The 18312-nt window shown below is 47.4% G+C and carries 19 protein-coding genes; 7 read left to right on the forward strand and 12 right to left on the reverse strand.

Annotation, left to right across the window (positions count from 1 at the left end):
* Positions 1 to 19: 19 nt before the first annotated feature.
* The 3 genes from ACXADP_RS02935 to ACXADP_RS02945 are packed head-to-tail and all read right to left on the reverse strand — an operon-like array spanning position 20 to position 2756.
* Positions 20 to 742 carry a Bax inhibitor-1/YccA family protein gene (locus ACXADP_RS02935; protein ID WP_474970788.1) on the reverse strand — a complete coding sequence of 241 codons (723 nt, stop codon included), beginning with the start codon at positions 740 to 742 and terminating at the stop codon, positions 20 to 22.
* Positions 743 to 802: 60 nt separating this feature from the next.
* On the reverse strand, positions 803 to 1423 hold the full coding sequence (locus ACXADP_RS02940; RefSeq protein WP_474969895.1) for a response regulator: 621 nt from the start codon (positions 1421 to 1423) through the stop codon (positions 803 to 805).
* Positions 1401 to 2756, reverse strand: a complete 1356-nt coding sequence (locus tag ACXADP_RS02945; RefSeq protein WP_474970789.1) for a sensor histidine kinase — start codon at positions 2754 to 2756, stop codon at positions 1401 to 1403. Before ACXADP_RS02945 ends, ACXADP_RS02940 begins: the two co-directional genes overlap by 23 nt.
* A gap of 174 nt (positions 2757 to 2930) precedes the next feature.
* On the opposite strand from ACXADP_RS02945, the gene ACXADP_RS02950 reads away from it, so the two are divergent.
* The 3 genes from ACXADP_RS02950 to ACXADP_RS02960 are packed head-to-tail and all read left to right on the forward strand — an operon-like array spanning position 2931 to position 5644.
* Complete coding sequence (locus ACXADP_RS02950) at positions 2931 to 3533, forward strand: anthranilate synthase component II (RefSeq protein WP_474969893.1); 603 nt, start codon at positions 2931 to 2933, stop codon at positions 3531 to 3533.
* Complete coding sequence (gene pabB, locus ACXADP_RS02955; protein ID WP_474970790.1) at positions 3530 to 5263, forward strand: aminodeoxychorismate synthase component I; 1734 nt, start codon at positions 3530 to 3532, stop codon at positions 5261 to 5263. The genes ACXADP_RS02950 and pabB overlap by 4 nt, the downstream gene beginning before the upstream one ends.
* A 12-nt stretch (positions 5264 to 5275) precedes the next feature.
* Positions 5276 to 5644, forward strand: coding sequence for a thiol-disulfide oxidoreductase DCC family protein (locus ACXADP_RS02960; RefSeq protein WP_474970791.1), 369 nt, complete (start codon positions 5276 to 5278; stop codon positions 5642 to 5644).
* Between the two features lie 586 nt (positions 5645 to 6230).
* Here the strand turns inward: ACXADP_RS02960 and ACXADP_RS02965 are convergent.
* Positions 6231 to 6392, reverse strand: coding sequence for a hypothetical protein (locus tag ACXADP_RS02965; protein ID WP_474969890.1), 162 nt, complete (start codon positions 6390 to 6392; stop codon positions 6231 to 6233).
* A gap of 140 nt (positions 6393 to 6532) precedes the next feature.
* Between ACXADP_RS02965 and ACXADP_RS02970 the strand changes: the two genes are divergently transcribed.
* On the forward strand, positions 6533 to 7363 hold the full coding sequence (locus ACXADP_RS02970) for an STAS domain-containing protein (RefSeq protein ID WP_474969889.1): 831 nt from the start codon (positions 6533 to 6535) through the stop codon (positions 7361 to 7363).
* A 41-nt stretch (positions 7364 to 7404) separates the two neighbouring features.
* On the opposite strand, the gene ACXADP_RS02975 is transcribed toward ACXADP_RS02970, so the two are convergent.
* Positions 7405 to 8415, reverse strand: a complete 1011-nt coding sequence (locus ACXADP_RS02975) for an NADP-dependent oxidoreductase (RefSeq protein ID WP_474970792.1) — start codon at positions 8413 to 8415, stop codon at positions 7405 to 7407.
* Between the two features lie 107 nt (positions 8416 to 8522).
* Between ACXADP_RS02975 and ACXADP_RS02980 the strand changes: the two genes are divergently transcribed.
* Positions 8523 to 9236, forward strand: coding sequence for a GNAT family N-acetyltransferase (locus ACXADP_RS02980; RefSeq protein WP_474970793.1), 714 nt, complete (start codon positions 8523 to 8525; stop codon positions 9234 to 9236).
* 64 nt (positions 9237 to 9300) lie between these two features.
* Here ACXADP_RS02980 and ACXADP_RS02985 read toward each other — a convergent pair whose 3' ends face one another.
* Positions 9301 to 9672: a DUF779 domain-containing protein gene (locus tag ACXADP_RS02985; RefSeq protein ID WP_474970794.1), complete on the reverse strand. Its 372-nt coding sequence runs from the start codon at positions 9670 to 9672 to the stop codon at positions 9301 to 9303.
* Positions 9673 to 9711: 39 nt separating this feature from the next.
* Positions 9712 to 11232 carry an aldehyde dehydrogenase gene (gene adh / locus ACXADP_RS02990; protein ID WP_474969886.1) on the reverse strand — a complete coding sequence of 507 codons (1521 nt, stop codon included), beginning with the start codon at positions 11230 to 11232 and terminating at the stop codon, positions 9712 to 9714.
* Between the two features lie 173 nt (positions 11233 to 11405).
* Here adh and ACXADP_RS02995 point away from each other — a divergent pair, with 173 nt between their 5' ends.
* Positions 11406 to 12278: a 5'-3' exonuclease gene (locus ACXADP_RS02995; protein ID WP_474969885.1), complete on the forward strand. Its 873-nt coding sequence runs from the start codon at positions 11406 to 11408 to the stop codon at positions 12276 to 12278.
* Between the two features lie 628 nt (positions 12279 to 12906).
* Here the strand turns inward: ACXADP_RS02995 and ACXADP_RS03000 are convergent.
* The 4 genes from ACXADP_RS03000 to ACXADP_RS03015 all read right to left on the reverse strand — a co-directional run bounded on the left by ACXADP_RS03000 (position 12907) and on the right by ACXADP_RS03015 (position 16314).
* Positions 12907 to 14169, reverse strand: a complete 1263-nt coding sequence (locus ACXADP_RS03000) for a helix-turn-helix domain-containing protein (protein WP_474969884.1) — start codon at positions 14167 to 14169, stop codon at positions 12907 to 12909.
* Between the two features lie 145 nt (positions 14170 to 14314).
* The gene (locus ACXADP_RS03005; RefSeq protein WP_474969883.1) at positions 14315 to 14950 is read right to left on the reverse strand and encodes an SDR family oxidoreductase; all 636 of its coding nucleotides are present in this window, start codon (positions 14948 to 14950) and stop codon (positions 14315 to 14317) included.
* Between the two features lie 60 nt (positions 14951 to 15010).
* Positions 15011 to 15961, reverse strand: a complete 951-nt coding sequence (locus ACXADP_RS03010) for a PD-(D/E)XK nuclease family protein (protein WP_474970795.1) — start codon at positions 15959 to 15961, stop codon at positions 15011 to 15013.
* 29 nt (positions 15962 to 15990) lie between these two features.
* The gene (locus tag ACXADP_RS03015; RefSeq protein WP_474970796.1) at positions 15991 to 16314 is read right to left on the reverse strand and encodes an MGMT family protein; all 324 of its coding nucleotides are present in this window, start codon (positions 16312 to 16314) and stop codon (positions 15991 to 15993) included.
* A 110-nt stretch (positions 16315 to 16424) separates the two neighbouring features.
* Here ACXADP_RS03015 and thiD point away from each other — a divergent pair, with 110 nt between their 5' ends.
* A complete protein-coding gene (gene thiD / locus ACXADP_RS03020; protein ID WP_474970797.1) occupies positions 16425 to 17228 on the forward strand; it encodes a bifunctional hydroxymethylpyrimidine kinase/phosphomethylpyrimidine kinase in 804 nt (267 codons plus the stop codon).
* Between the two features lie 66 nt (positions 17229 to 17294).
* Here the strand turns inward: thiD and trhO are convergent, their stop codons facing one another.
* Positions 17295 to 18236 (reverse strand): oxygen-dependent tRNA uridine(34) hydroxylase TrhO, encoded by a 942-nt coding sequence (gene trhO / locus ACXADP_RS03025; protein WP_474969880.1) that lies wholly within the window; start codon positions 18234 to 18236, stop codon positions 17295 to 17297.
* Between the last annotated feature and the right edge of the window lie 76 nt (positions 18237 to 18312).

The raw sequence follows: 18312 nt of genomic DNA on the forward strand, positions 1-18312 counted from the left end.
CTTCCATGCTTTTAGTGTTTCAGCGCCGAATCTTCTGTAAGAGTCTGAGAATTTCAATATACAGCCACACAAGCGTCACAATCAGACCGAAGGCGCCGTACCATTCCATATGCTTAGGTGCCCCGCGTTCCACTCCCTGTTCGATAAAGTCAAAATCAAGGACGAGATTCAACGCAGCGATAGCGGTAATAAATAGACTGATGCCGATGCCGATGGGCCCGCTGGAATGGAGATAGGGCACTTCCATTCCGAAAAACTGCAGAATGAACTGCACAAGATAGACGAGGAATATTCCAAGCGTAGCGGAAACAACCATCAAACGGAAGTTCCTCGTTACCTTAATGATTCGGGTGGCATATAGAAAAAGCAGGGCAGCCATGACTGCCAGCGTTAAACTGACCGCTTGAATGACAATGCCTGAGTAAGCTCCCTCCGCATAAGCGGACAGCCCTCCGATCAGAAATCCTTCCAAAGCGGCATAAATGGGAGCTGTAACAGGAGCAGCTTTTGGAATAAAAGCGGTCACCAGGGCGAATACCAATCCTCCGAGCGCTCCGATCAACATCATCGTTGTTACGTCCGCTCCCTGGGCGTACTGATACCATGTATATCCGGCAGTTCCAAGCAGGAACAGGAATAAAACGGCTATTTTGGCGATCGTTCCGCCAAGAGTCATTGTTTTCCCCTGTTCACGGGATCGCTGGAACGCGTCTGTTTTTAATATCGGGTTGCTGGTTCTCAATAGAGAGCCTCCTTTATAAATCGTTCGATACCCCTGTACCCTGAGGGCGGGGGATGTATGTTAGTGTGCGTACCATTTATATAATTTTTTCGGACGGCCGATGCGTTGGTGGCTCACGACCTGTTTTACTTTTCCTTCTTCCAGCAGGTGCATTAAGTAACGATAGACCGTTGGATAGGCAAGACCGATTTCCTTAGAAATCACATCGACAGGGAAGGCTTCCCGGTTTTCCTGTAAGTATTGAGCGATGGAGTGGAGCGTACCTTTGCTGATTCCTTTGGCGGTAAAGACATCTTCCTCTTCTTCCTGGACATGTTTCATATTCGCAATCTGGGCATGGAGTTTGATTCGTGAAATGAGATCAGGAGCTTTCACAGGCTTTAATGCGAAATCCGTCGCCCCTTCTTCAAGGAAACGGTCGGCGACTTCCTGCCTTTCGTCGACGGTCAGGACAAGAATAGGCACGATCGAGTTATGCCGGCGGATTTCCTTGACTGTCTGTAAACCGTCCATCTCCGGCATATGGTAGTCTACGAGAATCACATCATAGTTTCCTTTCAGAAACAGATCTACGCCTTCACGGCCATTGGCGGCCGTATCGGACTCCCATTGGGCATGACGGCAGAATTCCGTAAGCATATATCTAAGAGATTCGTCATTATCCATGATTAATATTTTCATCTCGTACTCTCTCCTTCGGTAAGTGAATCCAGAACGTAGTTCCCAGGCCTTTCTTACTTTCAATCGTCATTTCAGCGCCATGCTCTTTCACGACGTTTTTCACAAATGTCAGGCCGACCCCCGGATGGGATTTCGTACTGTAGCCTGCATTCCATATTTTATTGATGTTCTCTTTACTGATGCCATGGCCGTTATCCTGGACACCGACGGATACGCCCTGCCTGTTCTCTTTCGTAGCAATCGTTACTTTGGCATCTGCTTTTCCTTCGACCGCATCTCCGGCATTATCAATTAAGTTGACAAGCGCTCTTGTCATACGGATTTTGTTGATATTGATTTCCAGTTCTTCGTCCGCAGCCAGGTCAAACGTGTACATCGTCTCTGATTCCGACAGTTTATTGGCCCTGACATATTCGATGAAAGTCTTTAATGAACACCAGTTCTTTTTTTCATGATAGAGGATTTCGGAAACCATATCACTGGTGGCTTGGATGGATGAGGATATTTTATTGGTGTACTGCAGGATTTCCCTGTCTTCTGTCTTCATCTGGATGAGGGAGTTGAGCCCTTCCATTAAAGAGAGTGGTGTTTTCAAATCATGCACGAGGTGCAGAGCTTCCCGTCCGGATCTGGATTCCACCATGTCGAGACGGGCAATATCGAGGTCCTGCCTCATGCGTGTTTTCTGTTCAGCCACAGTCAGGTAGACAGCAAGGACGGTGGCGTTACTGATAAAGAAGGCGAAGAAAAGGAAGCTGTAAAGGCTGATCGCCTGTTCAAAGCCGAGCAGTTCTGCCGTAGTTTTCACCAGCATGGAAAGCTCTCCGCCCCCGAATCCGAAGGCTGTCAGGTACGTGATCGTATCCAGCCACTGGAATCCGAATAAAAGCTGAGCGAGAATAAAGGCTTTGTAAGTCGGGCGGAGCTGTCCTTTGCCTAACAGGTGAAGAACAGCTATGGATAATAAGAGAATGATGGCGGGTCCGCCAAAATGATAGTTGATCGAATTATACCCGTTGATGATGGCATAGACAAGGGGAATGATGGCGAACGGCACAGCAATCTTGAGCCAGGGTCGTTCCAGGCGTCTTCCTAATTCATCACCAAGAAGGAGGGCCCCGATATAATGGGGCAGCGCCCGGATGGTGTTCAGCATGACAAGGCCGAAGGCAGCGAGCATCAGGGTGCTTCCATCGGGATCGGTTTGGAGGTTTTCCATCCATTCATCAATGCCTGTCCGTTCAATACTCAGCCACAGCGGCATCGTAATACCGATTACGATACAGGCGATCTTGATCCATATGCTTTTTGAATAAAGCAGTTGTTTCCACATTTGATTCATCCTCACTGGAGCGCATCTTTTTATACATTCTAATATATCCATCAGTCATTTTCGATTGTTTTTTCCTGAGCTGATGGATTTTACCAGCAGTTCTTCCTATGAGGAGGACCTCAAAGGGTAGTATAATGAAAGCATTATGATTACGGACGAAAGGTGAACGAAACTATGATCGTCGTTATTGATAACTATGATTCTTTTACGTATAACTTAGTACAATATTTTCGGCAGATGGACACAGAAGTCATCGTCAGGAAAAATGATGCCGTATCGGTAGAGGAAATCTCCCTGCTTGCACCAAATCTGATTGTGCTGTCCCCGGGGCCTGGTAAACCATCAGAATCCGGTGTCTGTCTGGAGGTACTCCGGGCCTTTGAAGCCGACATCCCTATTCTTGGTATTTGTCTCGGCCACCAGCTGATTGTAGAAGCTTATGGAGGCTTGGTCCGTAAAGGGAGGCAGCCGATGCATGGAAAGGTAACAGCGATTACCCACGATGGGGCACACGTGTATGAAGGGCTTCCGGAAAAGGTACAGGTTACACGGTACCATTCCCTTGAGGCCGATAAGCGCCAGCTTCCGGAGCAGCTTGAGCTGACAGCTTCATCTGAAGATGGAAGTATTATGGGGGTCCGGCACAAAGACTATCCAGTGGAAGGGATCCAGTTCCACCCGGAATCGATTCTCACTGAACACGGCTTTACGATGCTGTGGAACAAGTATCAGCAGTCTCTGCACTATCAAGCAGGCAGGAAAGGGGCGGTTGTATGAATGAAGCGCCTTTCCTGCATTTTGAGTTTGTGAACGAGCACGGAAAAAAGGAGACCAGCCGATTTGAAAAACCGGTCGAAATCTTAACCACCGACGACCACAGGGAAGTGAAGGGGATTTTCGATCGGCTGGAGCATGTTCTTGATGAAGGGTATTATGCGGCGGGATTCGTCTCCTATGAGGCAGCACCGGCTTTTGATGAGGCGTTCACGGTTCATGATTCACCGGAATGGCCGCTCGTCTGGTTCGGTATCTTTGAGAAAGCGATGGACGCTCCTGAGCCTTCCTCGAACCTGCCTTTTCATGTGTCCCAGTGGAAAATGAAGGGCAGCTATGAGCACTACCAAAAAGGCATCGAGCAAGTAAAGAGGGGCATAGAAGAGGGGGACACGTACCAGGTCAATTATACGACAAGACTGGAAGCAGCGTTTTCGGGTGATGCTTATTCGTTGTATAAGCGCTTGATTAAAAATCAGAAGCCCGATTATGGCGCTTATATAAATATGGGAGGACATAGTCTTTTATCCGCCTCTCCTGAACTTTTTTTCCGGATGGACAACGACACGATTACAACAAAGCCGATGAAAGGGACGGCTGCGCGTGGAAGGTTTCACCGGGAAGATGAAGAGCAGTACAGACATCTTCAAGTTTCTGAAAAAGAAAAATCAGAAAACCTGATGATTGTCGACCTATTAAGGAATGATCTCGGCCGGCTTGCCATACCCGGGTCTATCCGTGTGCCGGCTCTGTTCGATATAGAAACCTATCCTACGGTCCATCAAATGACTTCCACCGTGAAAGGGGAGCTTCCTGCCTCCTTCACGATGTATCAGGTGTTTGAAGCGTTGTTTCCGTGTGGATCGATTACGGGGGCGCCTAAGGTGCGGACAATGGAATACATCCAAAAGCTCGAAGATTCTCCCCGTGACGTGTACTGCGGAGCGATCGGCTTTATCACTCCGCGGAGGGAAACTGTTTTTAACGTCCCGATCCGGACGATCATGATCAATCATGACAGCGGAAGGGCGGTTTACGGAACCGGGGGCGGGGTAACTTGGGATTCGACTTCAGAAGGGGAGTACCAGGAGGTCCTGACCAAAGCGCGTCTTCTCACAGAAAACCGCCCCGACTTTCATCTGTTGGAAACGATGAGGCTGGAGGAGGGACACCTTCACCTGCTGGATTACCACCTGCAGAGGCTCGAGCGGTCGGCCCGGTATTTTCGTTTCTCTTTAAACCTATCCCGATTGAAGCAGCGGTTACTGGATGAAGCGGATCAGCGGCCGGAGGGTCTGTACAAAGTAAGACTGCTCACGGGTGAAAAGGGGCGGGAGGAAGTTCAGGTCACACCGATGGATCAGCCGAATTCCCTTGTCCAGACCGCTCTTGCCGACACCCCTGTGTCCGACCAGGATCCTTTTTTGTTTCATAAAACAACCCACAGGGAAGTGTATGAGAGACACAAGAAGCCCGGTAAAGCAGCTGTTCTGCTTTGGAACGAACGGGGGGAGCTGACAGAATTCACAATAGCGAACCTCGTCGTTAAATACCAGGGAGAGTACCTCACCCCACCAGTTACCAGTGGTCTTCTCGGAGGGACCTACCGGCAGTACCTGTTGGATGAATCACTGATAAAGGAGCAGATTCTCTACAAGGATCAGGTTGGAGAATTCGATGAAATCTGGATGGTGAACGCCCTGCGCGGATGGGTGAAGGTGGAGTTTTCATAAAGGAGTGATCCAGTGAAGCATATCGTGTTTTACGATGCGCAGTGTCCTTTCTGCTTCTATGTAAAAAAAGTATTGAGAAAGTTTGACTGGATGGAACAGATTAAATGGGTAGCTGTACAGGAAACAGAGAACTATGGGAAATACCCTTACTTAAAGGATCGAAACGTCTTAGATGAGATTCATATGCTGACAAAGCAGGGGGAAGTCACTCAGGGGTTTGAAACGATTCGGCGGCTGATGCTTGCCCTGCCATTTTTTGCAGCCCTTGGCGTCCTCTTATCCCTCCCTGGCGCCTCCCGGATCGGATCGCCATTATACCGTTGGTTTTCCGCCCACAGGCACCAGTGGTTCGGGAGATACGATCTTCCCAGATATGCATGAAAGCCTTCTGCACAGAAGGCTTTTTGACTGTAGAATAAGCCTGTGTTAACCAGTTAGAGTTGTCCATTTGTCGTGTGAAGGGTCACTTTCCGCTTATCGGTGGATGAATGCCGCGGGCACGCCCTCCGCTGACTTGGTCAGGAAGGTCGCCTGCCCAAGTGGGTCTTCGGCCCGTGCTGTTCCCGCAGGCATCACCACCGAACGCTCCTCGTGCCGACGTTAGAATATAGAGGAGAGAGACTGTGCCCTGCGCTATGGCCGCTTGCGTGGAAAACAAAAAGGGAAAGAACAGGCGCTGGTGCCGGCTGGCTGCCGGAATATGAAGAAGACTTTCCTCCATCCAGCAAGGATAAGCGGGGTGAAGGAGAGTCTTTTTCAATTTTAAAGAACTCTCAAGGAGCGGTGCCCCTTCCACTCCTGCGGAAGAACGAGTAGTCCGAGATCGCCGAGCGTGGGTTTTGCGAGGAAACTCGGGCGCTCGTCCGCGGAAAGGGAAGGGGCTTTCGCTCCTGGCAGCAAGAAAGAAAAAAGCTTATAAAGAAACAGAGGTTCCTCTACAAGCTGAAAGCCTCCTTTACAGAAGGCTTTATTTTTGGTTTTTCTTAAAAAGGCGGTAGGACCCAAAGGCAATGATGAGAAGGGCGATGATCAAGGATGTCCATTCCCCCTGAGAAACACCAATATAGAGCCCCCTGGTCAGGAAGAGAAGGCAGAGTACAAGAAAAACAATCAGAGTCGCTTTATTCATATGGATCCTCCATGGATAAACGTTTTCTTTCTCATCATACAAAAATTGAACAAAGAAGAATAGGCATAGTTATTCTTTCAAAAAATAGTTTATGGTATGGTTAGGACAAAAGAATACTTTAAACAGGGAGACGGTTGCAGATGAATAATGAGCTGTCCTACATAAAAGAGAAGATTTTATCCAGCAGGGAGACGCTGGGTGAGCAAGTCAAGGCGATGAAGAAAAAAGAATATGGGGTACAAGCCCTCATGACTGCTGACTGGGAGCAGTTGTTCATTTATATTGCCCAGAGCCTGGAAGAAGAGACGTTGGAAATTCATGAAAAAGTGAAGAACTGGTCGGAGAAAGAAGTGGAAAGCAAAATCAACCAGGGCGGGGAGTTATCCCAGTCGCTGCGAGCTGTACATTTCGTCCGTCGGGTCCTTTGGGATCACTTTCAGGAAGAGGTGGAACAGGACGTTTTTTCTTCTTCTGCGATTATAAAAGTAAGTAAAACGATCAGTTCCATCCTGGATGAAGTTACCCGTCATTTCAGCGAATGTTATTCAAGGAGCATCCAGCAGGAGGCAGAACGGAAAGAAACCAGACTCGCTGAATTGTCTGTGCCGGTTGTTTCCATCGTTGAAGGAGTGGCGGTTCTTCCTCTTATTGGAGAGGTCGATCCCCCAAGGGCAAGAATGGTGATGGATACGTCTCTGCGCCGGAGTATGGAACTGGATCTTGATGAGCTGTTCATCGATGTATCCGGGGTTCCGATCATAGATACGTATGTAGCCAATTACATTTATCAAATCTTTCATGCCTTGGAGCTTGTCGGTGTGAAAACGACATTGACAGGACTGAGACCGGAAATGGCCAAAACAATGGTGGACCTTGGGGTCAACTTTAAACGGATCCATACGAAAGGCGGCCTTGAACAGGCGCTTAGTGATCTGGGAATCCAGCGCCCTTCCAAATCGCTTGAAACGTAAAAAAACCTGTAGAAGGAGCCCTTCTACAGGTTTTTTTACAATTAGGGATGGGAAGGTTCAGCAACTTTTACGAGCTGTTTCCCGAGGTTGGTCCCTTCAAACAGTCCAAAGAAAGCGTCCGGGACGTTTTCGAAACCTTCGATGATTGTTTCTTCATACGTCAGCCGGCCTTCCTGAAGTTTCTGGGACAAGTATTGGAAGCCTTCACTGAAACGATCCTGATAATCGCCTACAGTGAACCCTTTAATAAGGGCGCTTGATTTAATAAGGTGGGACTGCATGCGAGGTCCCTGAGCGTTCGGTGTATTGTATGTGGAAATTGCTCCACACTGGGAAATCCGCGCAAATTTATTCAGGCGTGGATAAACCGCATCGGAGATCTCACCACCGACGTTATCGAAATAAATATCAATGCCGTTCGGGCAGGCTTCATCAAGACGGGAAGGAACGTCATCCGTTTTATAGTTGATGACTTCATCGACACCCAGCTCATCTTTTAAATACGCAAGCTTTTCATCAGAGCCGGCGATACCAACGACGTGGCAGCCTTCAATTTTACCGATTTGAACGACAGCTGAGCCAACAGCCCCGGCCGCACCGGAAACGACCAGTGTCTCGCCTTGTTTCGGCTGACCAATGTCCATCAATCCGAAATACGCGGTTAATCCCGGCATACCAAGGATACCGAGGGATGTGGTTACAGGTCCCAGACTTGGGTCGATTTTTCTCAGGGTATTTGGATCAGCCGTTGTGAACTCCTGCCACGGAAGCATGCCGGTTACGATATCTCCCGACGCAAGGGCATCTGATTTTGATTCCACAACTTCAGCGACAACGCCGCCTTCCATCGGTTCATTTAATTGGAAAGGGGCTACGTAAGACTTTGCATCACTCATACGTCCACGCATGTAAGGATCTACAGATACGTAAAGAAGTTTCACAAGGACCTCTCCCTGCTTTGGTTCAGGTGTTTCTGTTTCAGCGATGTTGATATGCTCATGGGTAGGCGCGCCTACGGGTCTTTCTACCAGCTGGATTTCTCGATTACTCATTTAATCATCCTCCTTTGTTTCTATTTTATCGTAACGCTTTTTAAACCCTGTTGAAAAGTAATAGGGCCTGCGTAATGAACATTCATTCAATGGAAGGGGATACATGTATGATGCCTGCAGAAGAAGGTGCCATCAAACGAATCGAAGGTGAAAAGTATATCACCATTGAAGATACAGGGAGATTGTCTGCAGCGGACATCTGCTCATTGGCAGATATTCTTGAACAGGATGCTTCCCCGGGGCAGATCATTACGCTTATGCTGGAAAATTGTCCTGAAGCAGAAGTGTACCTGCTGAACAACGGCTTTACCAGGCACAACACGACCGTTTTTTACCGGACCCCTTTAAAGTCTCTGCCTTCTGTTTCCTCTTCATACACATGGAAGACAGTCTCAGAGATAGGGGAACCTTTATTTAAGAAAGTCTGGGAGCAGTCGATGAACGATTCTCCAAACGGAAAGTCGACGCTGACGATGGATGATCATATGGAAAGCGTCAAACAGGAATTAGGAAAAGGATACGAATCCTCCTGTCTGACCGTTTTTGAGAAGAGGCGGCCGATTGGGATTGTTATGCCTCATATTGAACCGGGAACAGAGAATGAGGGGCGGGTGTTTTATTTCGGACTGGTGCCTGAAGAGCGTGGAAGGGGAAAGGGGACGGCGTTGTTTTTTGGTACTCTCCGCAGGCTGAAGCATGACTTCGGTGCTTCCTCCCATGTAGGTTCGACAAATATCCGGAACAAAGCGATGCTGAGGCTGTTCGAAAAAGCGGGTGGTGTCCAAGAGAGAGTCACGACAGCTTTCAGGAAACAAAAGTGAATGGACATCCGAGGATTGAAAAAAGGCTGCCGGGAATATTCCCGGCAGCTGGTTGAGAGCCCTTTTACTTCTTCACTTTTGCTTCTTTCAACTGCTGATACTCTTCATCCGTGAAGGCGCGGGACCTCGTAAGAAATCTTTTCCCTTCGACTCCTTCGAGAGAAAACATGCCTCCCCGTCCGTCCACAACATCTATGATCAGCTGGGTATGCTTCCAGTAATCAAACTGCCGCTTATTCATATAGAAGGGGGTGTCCCCGATTTCCCCGAGCCGGACATCCTGACTGCCAATCATCAGATCGCCTTCTTCGTAACACATCGGCGAGCTGCCGTCGCAGCATCCGCCTGATTGGTGAAAAAGGAGGGGGCCGTGCTTATTCTTCAGACGGTCGATGAGATCCAGGGCAGCATCGGTTGCTTTTACACGTTCCACCATCTTAAAGAGGTCTCCTTTCTTTTAGGAAGCTGAGGGGGATCAAAAGAACCCAAGCTTTTTCGGACTGTAGCTGACAAGCATATTTTTCGTCTGCTGATAGTGATCGAGCATCATTTTATGATTCTCACGGCCGACGCCGGACATTTTGTATCCACCGAAGGCTGCATGAGCAGGATAGGCATGGTAGCAGTTTGTCCACACACGTCCGGCTTCAATGCCGCGGCCGAAACGGTAGGCGGTATTCATATCCCGCGTCCATACACCAGCTCCGAGACCGTAAAGGGTATCATTGGCGATTTTCATAGCTTCGTCATGGTCTTTGAATGTGGTCACAGACAAGACGGGTCCGAAGATTTCCTCTTGGAAAATACGCATGCTGTTGTTCCCTTTAAAAACGGTCGGCTGCACATAATAGCCGTCCTTAAAGTCGCCGTCCAGCTGATTGCGTGCTCCACCGGTCAGGCACTCGGCACCTTCATCCTTACCGATTTCCAGATAGGACAGGATTTTTTCCAGCTGTTCAGAAGAAGCCTGGGCACCCATCATCACTTCAGGGTCCAATGGGTTTCCGGTTTTGATTTCTTTCACCCGCTTTATCGCACGCTCCATGAATTCATCATAGATGGACTCCTGGATAAGGGCACGGGATGGACACGTGCAGACTTCACCCTGGTTCAAGGCGAACATGACCATGCCTTCGATCGTTTTATCAAGGAAATCGTCATCTTCGCGCATGACATCTTCAAAGATTATGTTTGGTGATTTACCACCAAGTTCAAGCGTGACAGGAATGATATTTTGAGAAGCGTACTGCATAATCATACGGCCTGTCGTCGTTTCTCCAGTGAAGGCCACCTTGTTGATGCGGGGACTCTGCGCCAGAGGCTTACCAGCTTCCAGACCGAAGCCGTTCACGATATTCAGGACGCCTGCAGGAAGAAGGTCCTGCACCATTTCCATGAAATAAAGGATGGATGCGGGTGTCTGCTCGGCCGGCTTCAGAACGACCGTATTTCCTGCAGCCAGAGCAGGGGCGATTTTCCAAACACCCATTAAAAGCGGGAAGTTCCAAGGGATGATCTGACCGACAACGCCCAGTGGTTCTTTAAAATGGTAGGCGACCGTATCCTGATCGATTTCCCCGATGCTTCCTTCCTCTGATCGAATGACAGAAGCGAAATATCGGAAGTGGTCTACAGCAAGAGGGATGTCTGCATTCAAGGTTTCGCGTACGGCTTTTCCGTTTTCCCATGTTTCAGCGATGGCAAGCTTTTCAGCGTTTTCCTCCATCCGGTCTGCAATCCGGTTGAGAATCAGCGATCGTTCCGTGACGGATGTTGTGCCCCAGGAATCTTTTGCTTTATGAGCCGCATCCAAAGCCAGTTCAATATCCTCTTCTGTGGATCGTGCGACCTGACAGAAGGTTCTGCCGGTTACAGGAGTCACATTTTCAAAGTACTGCCCCTTAATGGGTGCTGTCCATTCCCCGCCAATGAAATTATCATAGCGCTCCTTAAACTGAACGTCCGACCCTTCTGTGTTTGGAAAAGCATAAACCATAGATCCATCCTCCTATTAAAATAATTTTGCAAGCGTTTACATTATCCTTCATTTTGAAACTACCATTAAGATGGAAAATTGTCAATTTACAGAAAACAAAACTGAAAAACAGCGCTCGATGCTTTGGACATTCTTGTTATAATAAGAGTATCTAGTGAAAAAGGAGCTTATGTATGACGACCAACCGAGTACTGCTTGTCGATGGCATGGCACTATTATTCCGCGCTTTTTACGCCACGGCTATGAGTAATTATTATATGATCAACAGCAAAGGCACACCGACGAATGCTGTCTATGGGATGATGAAGCATTTATTCACCGCTTTGGACACCTATCAGCCTACCCACGTCATCTGCTGCTGGGATATGGGAAGTAAAACCTTCCGGAACGATTTATATCCGGATTATAAAGCGAATCGGGGGGAGCCGCCTGTTGAGCTGATTCCCCAATTTGAACTGGCTAAAGAAACCGTCGCGGCCTTGGATATACCGAATGTTGGGCGGATCGGGTATGAAGCGGATGACTGTATGGGGACGCTCAGCCGGGTGTATAGTGAGGATTCCCAGGTTTTCCTGCTGACAGGAGATCAGGACCTCCTCCAGCTTTTGAAACCGAATGTGAATGTCGTCCTATTGAAGAAGGGATATGGAAACTATGCCGAGTATCATGAAGACAGCTTTTATGAGGAAAAAGGCATCACACCTTCTCAGATGATTGATTTGAAGGCCTTAATGGGGGATACGAGTGATAACTATCCAGGGGTGAAAGGGATTGGTGAAAAAACAGCCCTGAAACTTCTTCTGAAGTATGGAACTATTGAAGGCATCCTTGAAAATATCGAGGAACTGACGAAAGGGCAGCGCTCGAAAATAGAAGAGAACCTGGAGATGCTTCATTTATCAAGGAGGCTTGCTGCGATTCATTGTGAAGCAGAGGTTGACTGTTCTCTTGATGAGGCGCTGTTTTACATCGATGAGGAGAAAATGGGAGCTAAATTCGATGAGCTGGAATTTAAGAACTGGAAGAAAAACATTACCGGGATGTAAAAAGGAAAAGGCGGAAGCGGATGCTTTCTCCTCAGGCTGTAGAAAAATCCGGGTTATCCAGGCAGAGTTCTCCGCATGTCGTGTTGAGGGGACAAGTTCCGCTTATCGGTGGATGCTTGCCGCGGGCACGGCCTCAGCTGACTTGGTCAAGAAAACCATTTGACCAATTGGATCTTCGGCTCGCGCTGTTCCCGCAGGCCTCACCACCGAACGCTCCTCGTCCCGACGTTAGAATATAGAGGAGAGAGTGTGTGCCCTGAGCAGGTTCGCAGATTCAAAAGAACGGCATGGGCTGCGCTTGTGCGCACTTGCGTGGAAAAGAAAAAGAACAGGCGCTGATGACGGCTGCCTGAATATAAAAAAGACTCTCCTCCATCCAGCAAAGGTGAGCTGGGAGAAGGAGAGTCTTTGTCGATGTTAAAGAACTCTCAAGGAGCGGTGCCCCTTCCACTCCTGCGGAAGAACGAGTGGTCCTAGATCGCCGAGCGTGGGTTCTGCGAGGAAGCTCGGGCGCTCGTCCGCGGAAAGGGAAGGGGCTTTCGCTCCTGGCGGTAAGAAAGAAAAAAGCTCGTAAAGAAACAGGGGTTTCTCTACAAGCTGAGGAGGAAGCGGTTGCTTTCTCCTTTTTTTATAGTAAATCTTTTTTTTGGGTTTCTCTGTAGTGGTTGGCTTCTTTGTAGTACATGGCGGCTTTTTTGTACATGCGTTTTTCGTAATAGAGGTTGCCGAGCATTTCTACAAATTCTTTATAGTCTTTGTATTCATTCAACCGCCGGAAGTCAGGAATAATTGTATGCTCGAGCTTTTCCATGAAGGAATCTTCGAGTGTTGTTTCACTCACCATGTTCCTTAAGATATAAAACTTATGTTTGTATTTCAGGAGATTTTCCTTTTCCGACTCAGCCTCTCCATCCGCAATGTACTTCCAGCACTGGGGTAAATCATTACTATAGTAGCTGGTCAAAGCAAGCAGGTAGATCGTACTGGATCTGAACATGGTTTCCTTCGTATCGATTTCATAGGCTTGGTGCAGGTAGTGATAGGCATCAGAGTATCTTTCCTGATTAATATAGTTGATCCCCAGGTTGTGATAAATCCTTCTTTTTTCAGTAACAGGCAGCTGATATTTAGCGACCTTCAGCACTTTTAAGAGGAACCTTTCAGCAATTTGATGCACGCCGAGGGCGTTGTAATTAATCGCAATAATAATATAGTTATCAACCATGCGTTGATAATAAAGTGTAGCCTCATAGATCTCTAAGGCCTGGTAGGCATAGTAGGTGGATTCAACAAACGACCGGATTTTTGAATACGCTAAAGCTAAATGGAAATAAACCTCCCCGTCGTGGATGGGAAGTCTATTCATGAGGTGTTCGGCTTCCATAAAGTGCTTCAGGGCCTTCTTCAATTCCGCTGATAACAAGTAATGAACACCGACGGTTTTATGGAAAAAAAAACGATATTCTGGATTTGCACCGTCATAAATATTCGAAAGTTCCTTCATGACGTCATCCGTAAGGGTTTTTCCGATTTTAGTCATTTGATGGCGGGTGTGAACAATTTTATATAAGTTGGTCAATTCAATATTCTGGTTATCATCTAATTGATGGGTACACTCTTCATAGAGTTCTTCCATAAGGGAGAAATCCCTCATCTGGGCAGCCTCGTGCCAGGCATGCAGATTGTTGTATATTGCCTCGTCGAACTCTTCGTTAATATCAATCAGTTTAATTTTTAAGCGCTCGCCGAGCAGGCGGTAAATCTCTTCACTGGCATTGATTGTATCGTGCTCGATCTTACTCAAATAAGAGACCGAGCAGATTCCTGATGCAAGTTCTTCCAAGGTCATATTTTTAAATTTCCGATGTTGTTTAATTAATGAGCCTTTCATAATTCACTACTCCTTTAACGCATCAGTTGTTAACATTATAGCAGAGAATTATATTTTTCAATACTTTTGTCCTATGAAGTGACTTTGTGCCTATGCCTATTGCTTATGTATAAAAAAACCAGGCGCGCGGCCTGGTTTTTTTTGATTATAATGTTTTTAATGCCTCTTCAATCTGCTGGTTACCGGAAATCATTTCAAATGTCTTGTGATAGCAGTTCTGTTCTTGAAGGCAGGCAATCATTGTTTTCGCAACATCTTCTCTGGAAATCGTTCCAGCGTCTACTTTTTCACCGACCTGGATTTTGCTCGTGCCGGATTCATTGGTCAGACCGCCGGGACGGACGATGGTATAGTCAAGCTCCGTGGATGCAAGATAATCATCCGCTTCGCCCTTCATTTTCATGTAATGCTTCAGTTCCTCAGGCCCGCGTTCCGGTTCACCTGCGGCCATACTGCTCAGCATAATGAATTTCTTAATGCCGAGGTTTTCGGTTGCTTTGACGAGGTTGATCGCGCCATCACGGTCAACAGCTTCTGTCTGGTCAGCACCGGTACTGGATCCTGAACCGGCTGCGAAAATAACCGCATCCATTCCTTTAACCGCATACCCTACATCACTCTTGGTTACATCGGCAAGGACTGGTGTTCCACCAAGCTTCTCGACCGCTGCTTTTTGTTCTTCTTTACGAATCAGGCCGTAAGGCTCATGGCCGTCAGCTTTTAAATATTCTACTAATAGACGTCCGGTATGTCCGTTTGCTCCTGCTACAAGTACTTTCATGTCGTATACAGCTCCTTCTAGAATGTCTTCTGCTAATTGTTTAGCCTTTTCTCATCTTTCTCAAACATTCGAATTGGAAGGGAAGCAGAGTTCCTGATAATTGCACCGTGAACAGATGGAAGGATTGCTCTGCATCGGAAACTGCTGAAGGGGGAGGGGCTCATTTTTATCCGGATCGGCCAGGTACAGCTTCATCTGCTCCATACTGATTTGATAGAGGTGCTGGACATTGATCAGATCCTGATCGTCCAACTGGTACTCCACATGTGTTCCATCAAGGAGATATTCGTTTCGGATAATGATGTCGTCCAAAGATGGAATTTCGTACTTTTGAAGCAGGTACAGGGCATAAAGAGAAAGCTGACTGCGGTCTTCTTCGGAGGACTTTCCCGTTTTCCAGTCTACGATGATCCATTTATTTCTTGTGACATCTTTGTAGACAAGGTCCATCACAACAAAAATCTTCACGCCGTCCGCTTTCATGAAACGAAAGGTTTCCGAATCGATGAATTCCATTGCTTCTTTATTCTGAACATCCTTGAATGTCCGGCTGTTAAAAAAGTGTTTCACTACATGCTTCAGCCTTCCTGTAATTTTCTCCACCTTGGCTGCCGGCAGGGTATTGGACTGGCTGTAGTATATTTCATGAAGCATGGTGTAGTGTTTCGGTCTGTTCATCCACAAGTGTTCTTTTTTTGTGGATTCAACGAAACCACGGTTCAGATGGTGGCGGATGTCATCCAAAAGATGATTCTCGCCCGGCAGGGGCTCATCCCTGCGCACTTTTTGCAGGGTTTGATAAATCAAATCGTGGACAATGCTTCCGAACAGCATTTCCAGATTGGTGATCTTCTTTAAACGATACGCCTGTCGGGCCAGCGAATCAGCCTGACGCAGCCATCCATTATGGGAAACATAGTAATCATAGGCGTATTTCCTGGAACAGGTCAGCATGGTCTTATGCCGCGAAAGAGACCAGGACAACTCGGGATATGGTTTGATTTCAAACATAGAAAAACATCCTTTTTTCACACATTCAGCTATATGGATTCATAAGGTTCATGATTCACGTATTGATAGGTTTCCAACGACACTTTATTATGAAGCACCAAAACGCCTTCATCCTCTAAAAGATTCCGCTGGACAGCCGCTTTTTCTTCATCCTGAAAAGCGATCCGCCCCTGGGCATTCACTACACGGTGCCATGGGAGGTGGTAGGTGGAGCTCATACTGTGAAGGATACGGGAAACCTGTCGGGCTGCGCTTGGGTTACCGGCCGTACGAGCTACCTGTCCATAGGTCATAATGTGTCCTTCGGGGATCTGCTTAATGATGGTTATGGTCCTTTCGGTGAACGGTTTCATCTTCACGTCTCCTTTGCCTTTATTCTACAGGATAGAAAAGGGGACTGGATAGCTTTGGACCTTTTGTTTTTGTTACAATTTATGAACAGAGAAGAAAGAGGAGGTCCATGATGGGACAAATACCAAGAGTCTTGAGTATCGCTGGTTCGGCCTCACAGGGAAGTGCAGGCATTCAGGCGGACTTGAAGACATTTCAAGAATTTGATGTTTACGGAATGAGCGCTGTAACAGCTCTTGTTGCAAATAATAGAAAAACAGAGCAGGGGATTTTTACACAGCCGCTTGTGTCTATCGAAGCTCAAATATACGCATCACTTGAGCATGTAGGCGTGGATGCATTAAAAACAGGGATGCTGTTTACGGAAGAAATCATTAAGCGGACGGCTGAAATCATTGAGGAGTCCCAGGTGGAGAATGTAGTGGTGGACCCTGTGATGGTCGGGAAAATGGGTTCACAGCTGCTGAAGGATGAGGCTGTTGAGACACTTATGAACGAACTGCTGCCATTAGCGAAAATCATCACGCCCAATCTTCAGGAAGCGGCCCATATGCTTGGTGTTCCGGTTCCGGAAACCCCGGAAGATATGAAGGCAGCGGCGCGTGATCTGTATCACCTTGGTCCAGAGTATGTATTGATTAAAGGGGGAGCGTTGAAGGATTATCCAGCCGTTGACATGCTCTATGATGGAAGCGGAATGATGGAACTGGAATCGGAACGTGTCCAGACAATCCATACAAGTGGAGCGGGTTGTACGTATTCTGCAGCCATCACCGCTGAACTGGCTAAAGGGAACAGTGTGGAGGACTCTGTCCGGCGGGCTAAGTCTTTCGTTACGACAGCTATTCAGCATGCGTTACCCTTTGACCGCGGCATCGGTTCCACTTATCATGCTGCCCACCGGCTTAAAGGATAAGCCCGGACCTGATGGAGTGCGGAATGATAAAAGGCTTGTCCCCAAGCAGGGGACAAGCCTTTTTGTTTAACCGTGAATACGGTCGTATTTATCAATCTGCTTTTTCTGAACAGCATCCCAGCGGTTTTCCGGGTGCTCTTTACATTCAGCTGTGCAGGCTGCGTGATGCTCTTCTTCACAAGCTTCGCAGCAGACATACTGGCGGTTGCAGACGGGATTGCTGCAGTTGATCATGCGGTCTTCCGCTTTTCCACAGTGCTCACATTCAGCGATGACCTTTTCTTCTACGTGGTTGACGGGAATAGAGATACGCTCATCAAAGACGTACATCTTTCCATCAAACAACTCACCTTTCACTTCCGGGTCCTTGCTGTACGTGGTGATTCCACCTTCAAGCTGGTACACATCCTCAACACCGTTTTTCTTAAGAATACCGGTCAGCTTTTCACAGCGGATGCCTCCCGTGCAGTAAGTCAGGACTTTCTTGCCCTTCCACTGGTCTGCATTTTCAGCAATCCATTCAGGGAATTCGCGGGAGTGGTTGACGTCCGGCTGAATAGCGTTACGGAAATGGCCGATCCGGTATTCATATTCGTTTCTGCCGTCAATGACGATCGTATCTTCATCTTTCAACATTTCGTTGAATTCCTTCGGCTTCAGGTGCTTACCTCCGAAGGTTTTAGGATCGATATCATCTTCTTCGAGGCTCCAGTTGACAAGTTCGGGCTTCACACGGCAGTGCATTTTCTTAAATGCGTGGCCTTCATGCTCATCCATTTTGAAGTGGATGTCTGCGAAGCGCTCATCGGAGCGGACGTAGTTCATATATTCCTCGACCTGTTCTACTGTACCTGAGACGGTTCCATTGATTCCTTCATGAGAAACAATGATTCGTCCTTTCAGCCCGAGATCCTTACAGAATTTCAGGTGGTTTTGGCAATACTCTTCGTAATCAGGAAGGTCAACATACTTATAATACAGCAGAACTCGATAATCTTTTGAGCTCATAAGTGATTCCTCCTATTGTTCTATCTATATCAGTTTGGGTTAATTAAAATTTTTCCATTCTCCATCATATTCGATT

It is taken from the genome of Halobacillus sp. AWH4_228, assembly GCF_056158365.1.

Coding starts and splice junctions, on each gene's coding strand:
- ACXADP_RS02940 (WP_474969895.1), bottom strand. CDS start 1,423: ATGAAAATATTAATCATGGATAATGACGAATCTCTTAGATATATGCTT.
- ACXADP_RS02945 (WP_474970789.1), bottom strand. CDS start 2,756: ATGTGGAAACAACTGCTTTATTCAAAAAGCATATGGATCAAGATCGCC.
- ACXADP_RS02950 (WP_474969893.1), top strand. CDS start 2,931: ATGATCGTCGTTATTGATAACTATGATTCTTTTACGTATAACTTAGTA.
- pabB (WP_474970790.1), top strand. CDS start 3,530: ATGAATGAAGCGCCTTTCCTGCATTTTGAGTTTGTGAACGAGCACGGA.
- ACXADP_RS02965 (WP_474969890.1), bottom strand. CDS start 6,392: ATGAATAAAGCGACTCTGATTGTTTTTCTTGTACTCTGCCTTCTCTTC.
- ACXADP_RS02970 (WP_474969889.1), top strand. CDS start 6,533: ATGAATAATGAGCTGTCCTACATAAAAGAGAAGATTTTATCCAGCAGG.
- ACXADP_RS02975 (WP_474970792.1), bottom strand. CDS start 8,415: ATGAGTAATCGAGAAATCCAGCTGGTAGAAAGACCCGTAGGCGCGCCT.
- ACXADP_RS02980 (WP_474970793.1), top strand. CDS start 8,523: ATGATGCCTGCAGAAGAAGGTGCCATCAAACGAATCGAAGGTGAAAAG.
- ACXADP_RS02985 (WP_474970794.1), bottom strand. CDS start 9,672: ATGGTGGAACGTGTAAAAGCAACCGATGCTGCCCTGGATCTCATCGAC.
- adh (WP_474969886.1), bottom strand. CDS start 11,232: ATGGTTTATGCTTTTCCAAACACAGAAGGGTCGGACGTTCAGTTTAAG.
- ACXADP_RS02995 (WP_474969885.1), top strand. CDS start 11,406: ATGACGACCAACCGAGTACTGCTTGTCGATGGCATGGCACTATTATTC.
- ACXADP_RS03000 (WP_474969884.1), bottom strand. CDS start 14,169: ATGAAAGGCTCATTAATTAAACAACATCGGAAATTTAAAAATATGACC.
- ACXADP_RS03005 (WP_474969883.1), bottom strand. CDS start 14,950: ATGAAAGTACTTGTAGCAGGAGCAAACGGACATACCGGACGTCTATTA.
- ACXADP_RS03010 (WP_474970795.1), bottom strand. CDS start 15,961: ATGTTTGAAATCAAACCATATCCCGAGTTGTCCTGGTCTCTTTCGCGG.
- ACXADP_RS03015 (WP_474970796.1), bottom strand. CDS start 16,314: ATGAAACCGTTCACCGAAAGGACCATAACCATCATTAAGCAGATCCCC.
- thiD (WP_474970797.1), top strand. CDS start 16,425: ATGGGACAAATACCAAGAGTCTTGAGTATCGCTGGTTCGGCCTCACAG.
- trhO (WP_474969880.1), bottom strand. CDS start 18,236: ATGAGCTCAAAAGATTATCGAGTTCTGCTGTATTATAAGTATGTTGAC.